The sequence below is a fragment of the Clostridium beijerinckii genome, assembly GCA_003129525.1.
Classification (GTDB): Bacteria; Bacillota; Clostridia; order Clostridiales; family Clostridiaceae; genus Clostridium; species Clostridium beijerinckii_D.
Genome location: CP029329.1, coordinates 1629212 through 1641157, shown reverse-complemented (window position 1 = coordinate 1641157; position 11946 = coordinate 1629212). Strand labels below are relative to the sequence as shown.

Annotated in this window: 9 protein-coding genes and 1 riboswitch; of the genes, 4 read left to right on the top strand and 5 right to left on the bottom strand. The window is 29.2% G+C overall.

Features of this window, described 5'->3' with window-relative positions:
- Positions 1 to 295: 295 nt before the first annotated feature.
- The 5 genes from thiD to DIC82_07190 all read right to left on the bottom strand — a co-directional run bounded on the left by thiD (position 296) and on the right by DIC82_07190 (position 7440).
- On the bottom strand, positions 296 to 1099 hold the full coding sequence (gene thiD, locus DIC82_07210) for a bifunctional hydroxymethylpyrimidine kinase/phosphomethylpyrimidine kinase (GenBank protein ID AWK50815.1): 804 nt from the start codon (positions 1097 to 1099) through the stop codon (positions 296 to 298).
- 98 nt (positions 1100 to 1197) lie between these two features.
- Positions 1198 to 1307, bottom strand: a riboswitch (TPP riboswitch).
- A gap of 629 nt (positions 1308 to 1936) precedes the next feature.
- Positions 1937 to 2821 (bottom strand): L-serine ammonia-lyase, iron-sulfur-dependent, subunit alpha, encoded by an 885-nt coding sequence (sdaAA, locus tag DIC82_07205; GenBank protein AWK50814.1) that lies wholly within the window; start codon positions 2819 to 2821, stop codon positions 1937 to 1939.
- A gap of 91 nt (positions 2822 to 2912) precedes the next feature.
- Positions 2913 to 3590, bottom strand: a complete 678-nt coding sequence (sdaAB, locus tag DIC82_07200) for an L-serine ammonia-lyase, iron-sulfur-dependent, subunit beta (GenBank protein AWK50813.1) — start codon at positions 3588 to 3590, stop codon at positions 2913 to 2915.
- 347 nt (positions 3591 to 3937) lie between these two features.
- Positions 3938 to 5269 carry a citrate synthase gene (locus tag DIC82_07195; GenBank protein ID AWK50812.1) on the bottom strand — a complete coding sequence of 444 codons (1332 nt, stop codon included), beginning with the start codon at positions 5267 to 5269 and terminating at the stop codon, positions 3938 to 3940.
- A gap of 515 nt (positions 5270 to 5784) precedes the next feature.
- On the bottom strand, positions 5785 to 7440 hold the full coding sequence (locus DIC82_07190; protein ID AWK53045.1) for an AAA family ATPase: 1656 nt from the start codon (positions 7438 to 7440) through the stop codon (positions 5785 to 5787).
- Between the two features lie 270 nt (positions 7441 to 7710).
- On the opposite strand from DIC82_07190, the gene DIC82_07185 reads away from it, so the two are divergent.
- From DIC82_07185 to argH, 4 genes are all read left to right on the top strand, one after another.
- Complete coding sequence (locus DIC82_07185) at positions 7711 to 8403, top strand: DUF421 domain-containing protein (protein AWK50811.1); 693 nt, start codon at positions 7711 to 7713, stop codon at positions 8401 to 8403.
- Entirely contained in the window at positions 8403 to 8783 is a 381-nt protein-coding gene (locus DIC82_07180) for a hypothetical protein (protein ID AWK50810.1), read from the top strand. Before DIC82_07185 ends, DIC82_07180 begins: the two co-directional genes overlap by 1 nt.
- Positions 8784 to 9161: 378 nt before the next feature.
- On the top strand, positions 9162 to 10385 hold the full coding sequence (locus tag DIC82_07175; protein AWK50809.1) for an argininosuccinate synthase: 1224 nt from the start codon (positions 9162 to 9164) through the stop codon (positions 10383 to 10385).
- Positions 10385 to 11770, top strand: a complete 1386-nt coding sequence (gene argH, locus DIC82_07170) for an argininosuccinate lyase (protein AWK50808.1) — start codon at positions 10385 to 10387, stop codon at positions 11768 to 11770. Before DIC82_07175 ends, argH begins: the two co-directional genes overlap by 1 nt.
- Positions 11771 to 11946 lie beyond the last annotated feature (176 nt).

Genomic DNA, 11946 nt, shown 5'->3' with positions numbered 1-11946 from the left:
TGCTATAAAAAGTTCTTGGTTGTGCTTTGCACTTTTTTTAGCGGTGCATATTCTGAAGAATATATATGGTAATATTCTTCAGAATATATGGTTTTAATTTTTGCCATATTAGAATATATAAAATCCCCTTAGGGTTTCTAAAATATTTTTTCAAATGCCATAAGCAAAAGTGAGAATCGAAAAGTGATGATCCAAATTTTATATTTGGCTAGCAAAACTTTCACACAGTGCATTTTACATTTCATTCTTTAAACTTTCTCTGTGGGCTCGTTCCTAAATTGTGTATGGTAAATTGTTAAAGCATTCCTGCTTTCTTATAAAGTTCATAAAAATGATTAGTAGGACCAACACCCTTCCCAAGATCAAATCCATGTTCAATGGCACACGTTATGTATCTCTTTCCTTCTCTCACAGCTTCCTCCATAGTCATGTTTTTAGCTAAATTAGCAGCTATAGCAGAAGATAAAGTGCATCCTGTTCCATGAGTATGGGTAGTATTTATTCTTTCTTGCTTTAAAAATATAAATTCTTTTCCATCAAATAATAAATCAGTAGCTGCACCTTCTAAATGTCCACCTTTAACTAAAACAGCTTTTGGTCCAAGTTCCATAAGTTTTAAAGCCGCTTCCTTCATTTGATCTAAAGTTTTTATCTCAATTCCTAAAATTTCTTCTGCTTCTGGTAAATTAGGAGTGATTAATGTTGCTAAAGGAAATAATTCTTTAACTAAAGTATCTTTTGCATCCTTTGATAATAAATTAAATCCACTTTTTGAAATCATAACAGGATCTAAAACTATTACTGGTAACTTTTCAATTTTTCTTAATGCTTTTGATATAGCCTTTATAGACTCAATCTTAGAAACCATTCCTATCTTTACAGCATCCACTCTAATGTCTTCAAAAATAACATCAATTTGACCTTCAATTATTTCTGCATTTATATCTTGAATGCCAAAAACACCCATAGTATTTTGAATAGTTACTGCTGTAATAACACTCATTCCATAAACTCCATTAGCTGAAAAAGACTTTAAATCTGCTTGAATTCCTGCTCCTCCACAAGTATCAGATCCTGCAATTGTCAATGCTCTAAACATAAAATCATCCTTTCATTTTAATTATTTTTACGCAAAAAAAATGTATTCCTTAAGGAATACATCAATAAACTATGCACAAATATACTTCAAAACTATACATAAATATTAATATACTTCCCTACGTTGGCATTAACCAAATCAGGTTATAAGAGTCAGGAAATCAATCTTTCCAATCTCAGCTAAAATATTAGCCCCTCTAGTTATCTAAATTATTAAATTGTTTTGTACAAGGTAAAGATTATACCATTACTTGCAAAACGTCAAGTATATATTTTTTTACTTATTCTGTGCTAATGCATAATATTTTCCATATTTTTAACAGGTTTAATTACTTCAAAACCATTAACAAATTCGCCTATAACTTGGTTTTTTGCAACTTCAATTAAAATTGTATCCTTCTTTGTTTTTATTTGTTTTATTGGTATCATTGTAGACTGCCTGATATTTCAAAATTTATTATAGTACCAAGAGCATATCTACTCTTTACTACTTCTGGCCTTTCCTATTTTCCAGTAGCAAATATAAAAATTAAACTTACTATAATTTCAATTATTAATAATTCAATGCTTATTGTACTTATAGTCAAATAATACCTCCGTGGCATATGTTCAATGCCCTAAATACATCAACTAATTAATTTATTATTTGAATTATAACAAGGTAATCTTAATACTACCTTAACCCAAGCTGAGAATTTGCTGGGAAAAATAGAATCTATAAAATAAAGGGCACTCTACAAAAGAGTACCCTTTATTTCATTTCTATTTATATTATCCTTTAATTCTAATTGTAGTTTTCTATTTTCACAAAGAATTTTAATCTGTGGATGAATTTCTTCTATCTATTATCTTTTCCAAAAACCTTTTCCTTAAGTCTTAATCCTTCTTTTGTTGTTGCCACTCCACCTAATGCTGTTTCTCTAAGAGCTGGTGGCAAACTTTTACCTACTTTATACATCGCACTTACTGTATCATCAAATGGAATTTTAGATGCTACACCAGCCATTACCATATCAGCTGCACATAATGCAGTTATGGCTCCTTGAGCATTTCTCTTAGCACAAGGTATTTCCACAAGTCCTGCAACTGGATCACATACAAGTCCTAACACATTTTTAAATATTATAGCTGCTGCATCTAAACTCATTTGAGGAGTTCCTCCCATCATCTCAACAGTGGCTGCTGCCCCCATTGCTGAAGCTGAACCACATTCTGCTTGACATCCACCTTCTGCTCCTGATAATGTAGCGTTTAATCCAATAATAATTCCAACTGCTGCTGCTGCAAATAATCCATTTAAAAGTCCATCTTCATCTAAGTCGAGTTTTTTACCTACTGATAAAATTATAGCTGGCAATATCCCACATGAACCTGCGGTTGGACATGCAACTATTTTTCCCATAGATGCATTAACTTCTGATGAAGAAAGTGCCATTGCCATTGCCATATTTGTTACAGTACCTGTAAGAGTTTTTCCTTCTTTAGCATAATTATATAACTTAAAGCCATCTCCTCCTATTAATCCGCTAACTGAATAAACTTCCTTTTCCATTCCCTCATTAGCTGCTGAAATCATAACCTTTAAATTCTTTCTCATCTTTTCTATGACTTCATCTCTTGTTAATCCTTTTTCCTCTACTTCGCATCTTATAGCATATTCACTTAATGTAATATTATGTTTCTCACATATTTCTAATAATTCTACGCCTGTCTTTGCTATCATAAATAACTATTCCACCTTTCTTAACTAGTCTTTGTTCACTGTAGATATTAAATTCCAGCATAATTAATTTAGATATCTTACCAAGCAACTGTTAACTTATTTCCGCTGGGCTTATTGTGATTACATTATGTAGCAATTCAATATTCTTAATTTTCTCTATTAATTCATCACTAACCTTATTATCCAGTTCAAAAATCATTGTGGCTTCTTGACCTTTCTGATGTCTAAAAACCCTCATAAAAGCTACATTTATATTTTCACTATAAAGAATACTGGTGACACTATTAATAACCCCTGGAGCATCTTTATGAGATACTATTAAGGTTTCATACATTCCAGTAAAATCAACTTCATTATCATTAACCTCTATAATTTGAATACTTCCTCCACCAATGGAAGAGCCCATAACCTCACAATGTTTATCATTTATTGTCTTCATAATAAATTTCACTGTATTAGGATGAACATCACCTAAATCAGCTTCCTTAAATAAAAATTTAATCTTCTTTTCTTTTGCTATATCCATAGAATTCCTAAGTCTTTCATCACTTGGTTCCATTCCTAGAATTCCAGCAATCAATGCTCTATCCGTTCCATGACCTTTGTATGTTTTAGCAAATGAGCCATGTAATAAAAATGTTACCTCTGCTATATCTCCACCAGCTATACTCATTGCAATTTTGCCAAGCCTAGCTGCACCAGCTGTATGTGAACTTGATGGGCCTATCATAATAGGTCCTAAAATATCAAAAACTCCGATTCCTTTCATTGTCACTCCTCTTTCTTATATATGAATATATCATTAATTTGTATGTTTTATATATATTAAATCATAACATCACTAAATTTAATATATTAAATCACCATATAATTTAATTTTCTATTATAACTTACTAATTTAAATTACCTTTTTTAAAATTAGAAAGAGTGAGTCTATATATCAAACTCACTCTCCAAATTATTTTCATTAAATTCTTTCCTCGATGTCTAGCTACTGTAATGCTTCCATCACTATCTAAATAAAAAAGTTATTCATAAGAAGTTGAAGATACGATGTATATTTGACTTGATATAATGTGAAGTATGTTTATCTCATAATTTACTATTAGATAAACATCATCGTTCATCCATATCAACGTATTTCTTTCTTTTAATAACATTCTTATATGCAGGTCTAATTATTTTACCCGCATTCACAATTTCTTCAATGCGATGAGCGCTCCACCCAGATATTCTTGACATAGCAAAAATAGGAGTAAATAATTCTGGAGGTATATCAAGCATTCTATATACAAAAGCTGAGTAAAAATCCACATTTGCACTTACACCCTTATATATTTTACGTACTTTGCCAACTACCTCAGGTGCTAATTTTTCAACTTTTGCGTACAAATTATATTCATTTTCAAATCCTTTTTCCTTTGCAAGCTTTTCAACATGTTCTTTGAAAATAACAGCTCGGGGATCTGATATTGAATAAACTGCATGACCTATACCATAAATTAGTCCTGAACCATCAAAGGCTTCCTTATTGAGTATTTTCATAAGGTATTCTTCAACCTCTCTATCGTCTGTCCAGTCCTTGATGTTTTCTTTTATATCTTCGAACATCTGTACAACTTTGATATTTGCACCACCATGCCTTGGACCTTTTAACGAACCAAGAGCCGCAGCCATAACTGAATATGTGTCTGAACCAGATGATGTAACAACGTGTGTCACGAAGGTTGAGTTATTTCCTCCACCATGCTCTGCATGCAGAACAAGTGCAAGATCAAGAAGAATTGCTTCAAGTTTTGTATATTGGTTGTCTGGTCTAAGCATATAAAGAATATTTTCAGCAGTGCTTAATTCAGGTTGTGGGCTGTGTATAAATAAACTGTTGTTGTCATGGTAATGAGTACAAGCTTGATAACCATAAACTGCCATCAGTGGGAAACATGCTATTAGTATTAAGCATTGCCTTAATACATTTTCTATAGAAGTATCATCTGCTAAATCATCTAAACTATAAAATGCCAATACACTTCGTGCCATTGAATTCATAATGTCTTTACTAGGCATTTTTAATATCATATCACGCACAAAACCATCAGGTAAATTCCTATATACTGACAAGAGTTCTTCAAACTCCTTCAATTCCTGTTCCGTAGGAAGATTACCAAATAAAAGCAAATAGCACGTCTCTTCAAATCCAAAAGAATCGTTTTTAAGAAATCCATTAACAATATCAGAAATGTCAAATCCCCTATAAAATAATTTCCCAGGCATAGGAACCATTTCATTTTCTTCAACTATATATGAACGTACGTCTCCAATTTCTGTAAGCCCAACAAGCACGCCTCTCCCATCAATATCCCTAAGTCCTCTTTTAACTTGATATTTACCAAATAATCCGGCATTAATTTTGTTATTTTCCTGTGCCTTATGACTAAGGATTTTTAACATTTTCTCTTCAAGCTCTATATTGTTTTTCAGTTAGAGCACCTCCCCAAATAAATTCTTTTAGTTATATTTACTTACACTATATTAGTATTGCAAAATATATAAATTATAATAATAGTTTTGAAATCATCAATTGTAGAGAATATATAAGAAAGATTGTAATTTCTTTAGACACTTTTGTCCCCATCATAGAAAATACTTCTAAATAAAATGAAATGTTTGCTCGTAGGTTGTAGCAAAAGTAGAATATGCCATTATTACTATCATAACACATATTTAGTTAAGACATATTATAAATATAGTAATCTAGCTATATTTTTTTAAAAAAAAATTCCATTATTAAGTTTATTGATACTAATTTCATACCATTTAAAATAACTTATGTTAAATATTTATTAATTTATTTCTTATTTAAAATCAAAAAAACGACATCAACTTGAATTCATTGATGCCATTTTTTCTTGCAATTGAGTTATTATTTTTCCTTTATGCCCTTAATGGGCACTTATTATTTTCATCTAATATTCATAGAAAGCTGACCCACCAATAAATTCTCTTAAAATAGAATTATTAGGTACTTCCTCAACATGAATTTTTTTAAAAAAACTTAAGAAAGTCTTTAATCTTATAGCTTCTGAATAAACTGGACTTTCATCAGTTATTTTATTTAATTCTTTTAATGCATATGGTTTTAATACTCCAAGTTCATAAACCAATGTAGAATTAAATGCAACATCTGCTTCCTCTTGATAAACAAATATGTTGTTTTTTTCTCCAATTTTTATAGATTTCCACATTTTTAAAGTTTCCTCTGCTCGATATCCTCTTGATAATGAATCTCTAACTATTCGCCTTACTTTTCTTACATCCGTTGTGGAAATCCTATTATGATTATCTATATTTAATTGGGTTAATGCTGATATATATATTTTAAATACATTACTATTCAGTTCACTTGAAATTAAATTTGGATTTAATCCATGAATTCCTTCAAGTATTAACACTCCATTTAGTGGTAGTTCTACTTTATAATCATTCCATTCCTTTTCTCCAGTTTTAAAATTATAAATTGGTAAATCAACCTTTTCCCCATTCATTAACTTTTCTAAATTTTTATTTAATAATTTTAAATCTAATGCATTAATAGATTCATAATCATAATCGCCATTTTCATCTCTAGGTGTATCTATTCGATTAAAAAAATAATTATCCAGTGATAATGGAATAGGTATTAATCCATTTACCCTAAGTTGTATACTTAACCGATTTGCAAATGTTGTTTTTCCTGAAGAAGATGGTCCTGCAATAAGTATAATTTTCACATCTTTTTTATTTGAAATATCATCTGCAATATTAGCTATCTTCTTTTCATGAAGAGCTTCTGAAACCATAATTATATTTCTTAATTCATTATTAATTACTTTTTCATTTAATGCTCCAACATCCTCCAACTCTAATATATTTAACCATTTTTGTGCTTCTATAAAAATCTTAGTTAAACTCTTTTGTTCCTTGAATTTAGGAAGTACATTTAAATTTTTTATTTCTGGTCTTTGCAAAATAAATCCTGATTCATACTTAAAAACATCAAAAATTTTTATTATACCTGTAGAATATCCCATTGGCCCATAAAAATAATCGTATCTTCCTTCAAGTTCATGAAGTTGTACATCTTTTATATTACAGTACTTTAAAAGATTAACTTTATCATCCATTTTGTAACCCTTGAAAATTTCTATTGCTTCTTCTTTTGATGTTATAATGCTGTTTATTGGTACATCCTTATTTATTATATCCTGCATTCTTGTTTTAATTTTATTAATATCATCTTTATTTAAAGGAATTTCTTTATGCACTTCTCCATATATGGCCTTACTTATAGCATGTTCTATTGTTATTTTAGATTCTGGAAATAAGTCTAACGCTATTTTAATAAAAATGAATTGTAATGTTCTAGTATAAATTTTTATTCCCAATTCTGTATCAAAACCTATAATTTCTACTTCTCCATCATCTTCAATCACTTCAGTTAATTCATGATATCTTCCATTTAGCTTACATATAGCAACATCTTTAACTTTATCTTTATAATTATCAAGAATTAAATTATAAAACGTTATTCCTCTTTTAGCTTTAATAGTATTACATTCTGATTCTAATCCTTTATTAATCATATAATTCAATACCTTTCCTCTCAAATTAGTTATAAATCTTAGGTATCCTCAAATTTTTAGTAATAATTTAAAAGTAAATTTCCTTTTAATACATAGGTATCCCAAGCTAAAACTATATTTATTCTTGGTGATTTTATTATTCTAATATATTTTAACCATCTAAATAGTTTCAAATATATTATATACATGTTTTCCAAAAATGATAAAACTATTTTTTCTTTGTATATTAATTTTATTATTGCAAATATTAATTTTTAGAGGTGGTTTTTTATGTTTGTAGTGTCAATTAGAACTGCAATATTATACTTATTAGTAGTACTCACAATGAGATTAATGGGAAAAAGGCAAATTGGTGAACTTCAACCTTATGAATTTGTAATAACAATCATGATTTCAGATTTAGCGTCCTTACCCATGCAAGACTCAAGATTACCATTATTGCAAGGTATTATTCCTATAATAACCCTATTATTTTTGAAAACTATTTTAACCCAAATAGGATTGAAATTTCAATATACAAGAAAGTTTGTTGATGGAGAACCTTGTATATTGATTCATAAAGGAAGAATTAATTATTCGACTTTGAAAAAACAACAATTAAATATAGATGAATTATTAGAAGAATTACGACTTGCAAATTATTTTAATCTTGATGAAATTCAATATGCAATATTAGAAAATGATGGCCAGATGTCTATATTGCCCGTAGATTATAATTCATCTAAAATCAATTGTGGAAAAAGTACCCAAAATGCTGAAGTTACATTGCCTAAGGTATTAATTTCTGATGGTAAAATAAACAAAAATTCTTTAACGTCCATAGACAAAGATGAAAAATGGATACTTAATTTACTTAAAAATCATAATATTTTATCAATAAAACATGTATTAATAGCTTTATACGACACTGAAGGCAAATTTAAATTTCAGCTTTTTGATGAATATCAAAAGGAGAAAACATAATGAGAAATGCAATATTATCAATACTTCTCTTTCTCTTCACTATGATATGTGTATGTTTCTTAAATAATTCTATCCTCAATTTATGTAATGATATTAAAACGCAAGCTGAAGATATAGAAATTAAAATTACAGGCGGTGAGCTTGAAGAAGCTTATTCTAAGTCTCTTGAATTGTTAAACTCCATTCAAGAGAAAAATTTGGTAACATCTATATATCTTAGTCATCAAGAATTTGATAATTTACTAAATGAGGCTGTAAAATTATCTACCTACATAATTCATGAAGATGTAACAGAGGCTCATACATCCCTACATTTACTAAAACATAATATTGATCATATAAGAAAGTTACAAATGCCAAATTTAGAAAATATACTTTAGCCATATGAAAGAAAAAAGCACAGGGTAATTATTCTTGTATATACTAGGATAATTATTTTACAGATACCTTAATTTAAAATTATCTATTAACCTCCATACATTATCACGTTTCATAAATATACATCATCTTTATAACTTTGATATATATAATATTTCATGCATAAAAATTAATATTTAATGCATAATCATTGTGTTTTTATGTATATTCTTTGTATTTTTATGAATATTATTACTTATACCCCTTGATTATTGTTTTGTTAGAATGTATAATTATAAATAACACATTAACTTAGAAAATTATATTAATTTATATTTTACATAAGGCATATTTTAAAAATAGTAAATTGGTATGTCTAATATTTGAGGAGGGCTTTTAAAATGACAAAATATAACAAGGTAGTTTTAGCTTATTCAGGAGGACTAGATACATCAATTATAATTCCATGGCTTAAAGATAATTATGGATGCGAAGTAATTGCTGTTTGTGGTAATGTTGGTCAAAAGGACGAATTAGATGGTTTAGAAGAAAAAGCTCTAAAAACAGGAGCATCAAAATTATACATCGAAGATTTAACTCAAGAATTTGTTGATGATTATATCTTCCCTACTATTCAAGCCGGTGCTATATATGAAGGAAAATATCTACTAGGAACTTCATTTGCTAGACCAATAATCGGGAAACGATTAGCTGAAATTGCTAAGGCTGAAGGCGCAGATGCAATTTGTCACGGATGTACTGGTAAAGGAAATGACCAAGTAAGATTTGAATTAGCAGTTAAAACATTTGCTCCAGAGATGGCAATAATTGCTCCTTGGAGAATTTGGGATATAAAATCAAGAGAAGATGAAATAGATTATGCGGAATCTAAAAATATTCCATTAAAAATTAACCGTGAAACAAATTATAGTAAGGATAAAAATATCTGGCACTTAAGTCATGAAGGATTAGATTTAGAATTTCCTGAAAATGAACCAAAGTATGATAAAATTTTAGAACTTTGTAAGACATTAGAAGCTGCTCCAAATGAAGCAACTTATATAACTTTAACTTTTGAAAAAGGAAACGCTGTTGCTCTAAACGGACAAAAAATGAAAAGCGTTGAATTATTAGATGCATTAAATAAAGTTGGTGGAGAAAATGCTATTGGTCTTACTGACATGGTAGAAAACAGACTTGTTGGTATGAAATCAAGAGGCGTTTACGAAACTCCAGGTGGAACTATACTTTACAGAGCACATAAAGATTTAGAAGAACTTTGTTTAGATAAAGAAACTTCACATTATAAAGAACAAATTGCATTAAAATTTGCTGATATAGTATATAACGGACAATGGTTTACTCCTCTTAGAGAAGCATTATCTGAATTTGTTACTAAAACTCAAGAAACAGTTACAGGAGAAGTTAAATTAAAACTATACAAAGGGAATATTGTCAATGCTGGTATGACAAGTCCATACTCATTATATAGTGAAGAATATGCAACCTTTGGAGAAGATGGTGTATATGATCAAAAGGATTCAGCTGGATTCATAAATCTATTTGGTCTTCCATCTATTGTTAGATCAAAAATGCAAGAAAAAGTCAAGAAAGAGGAAATATAATGAAGCTTTGGGGCGGACGATTCAAAAAAGGCACTGACAAATTAGTTAATGATTTTAATTCTTCTATAAATGTTGATTCAAGAATGTATAGAGAAGATATTGAAGGAAGTCTTGCTCATGCTTCAATGCTTGGAAATCAAAATATAATTCCTAAAGGAGCTAGTAATAAAATTGCTTCTGGTCTTCTTGAAATATTAAAAAGACTTGATAGTGGGGCTATTGATATAGATGAAACATCTGAAGATATTCACAGTTTTATTGAAGGAACTTTAACTTACTATATTGGTGAAGAAGGTAAGATGGTTCATACTGGAAGAAGTAGAAATGATCAAGTAACATTGGATTTAAGATTATATTTAAAAAAAGCAATTGCAGGCTTAAAAGAAGATATCATCGCACTAGAAGAAGTTCTTTTAGAAAAAGCAAATGAAAATATAGATACTATAATGCCTGGTTATACACATATGCAAAAGGCACAGCCTATAACTTTTGCTCATCATATTTTAGCTTATGCTGAAATGCTTAAAAGAGATTTTGGAAGACTTTCTGATTGTTATAAGAGAGTTGATGAAATGCCTCTTGGTTCTGGAGCACTAGCAACTTCTACTTACCCTATTGATAGAGAAGCTGTTGCTCGTGACCTTGGATTTTCAAAAGTTACATTAAATAGTTTAGATTCTGTATCTGATAGAGATTATGCCATTGAAACACTTTCTTGTCTTTCAATGATAATGATGCATTTATCAAGATTTTCAGAAGAAATAATTCTTTGGTGTACTAATGAATTTAGTTTCGTTGAACTTGATGATGGTTATAGTACTGGAAGCAGTATAATGCCTCAAAAGAAAAATCCAGACGTTGCAGAATTAGTTAGAGGAAAAACTGGCAGAGTTTATGGAGATCTTATGACACTTCTTACTGTTATGAAAGGAATTCCTCTTGCTTATAACAAAGATATGCAAGAAGATAAGGAAGCTCTTTTTGATGGATTAGATACTGTTACTCTTTCACTTAAAACTTTCTGTGGAATGGTTAAGACTATGAAAGTTAAAAAAGATAATATGAGAAAAGGTGCAGGACTTGGATTTACTAATGCTACTGATGTAGCTGATTACTTAGTAAAGAAAGGTATGGCATTTAGAAATGCTCATGAAGTAGTTGGAGAAATAGTTCTTGAATGTATTAAAAGAAACAAGATGATTGAAGAATTAACACTTGAAGAACTTAAAGGCTTCTCTCCTATCTTTGAAAATGATGTATATCATGCAATAGATTTAGTAACTTGTGTAGAAGAACGTAAAGTTATTGGGGGTCCATCTACAGAATCAGTGAAAATACAAATTGCATCATTAGAAAAATTTATAAATGAATTTAAAGAAATATAATAATTCTAAGTATTAAAGAAGAAATTTAAAGTTTCTTCTTTAATGCACATTAAAAGTTTCAATTGTCTATGAAATTTAAACTATAAACTTTCCATCATGAAATTTTATAGACAATTGAAATATAATAATTGAAAATTCATGCATAGAAAAATAATTTATCAATAAATTAAGGAGGC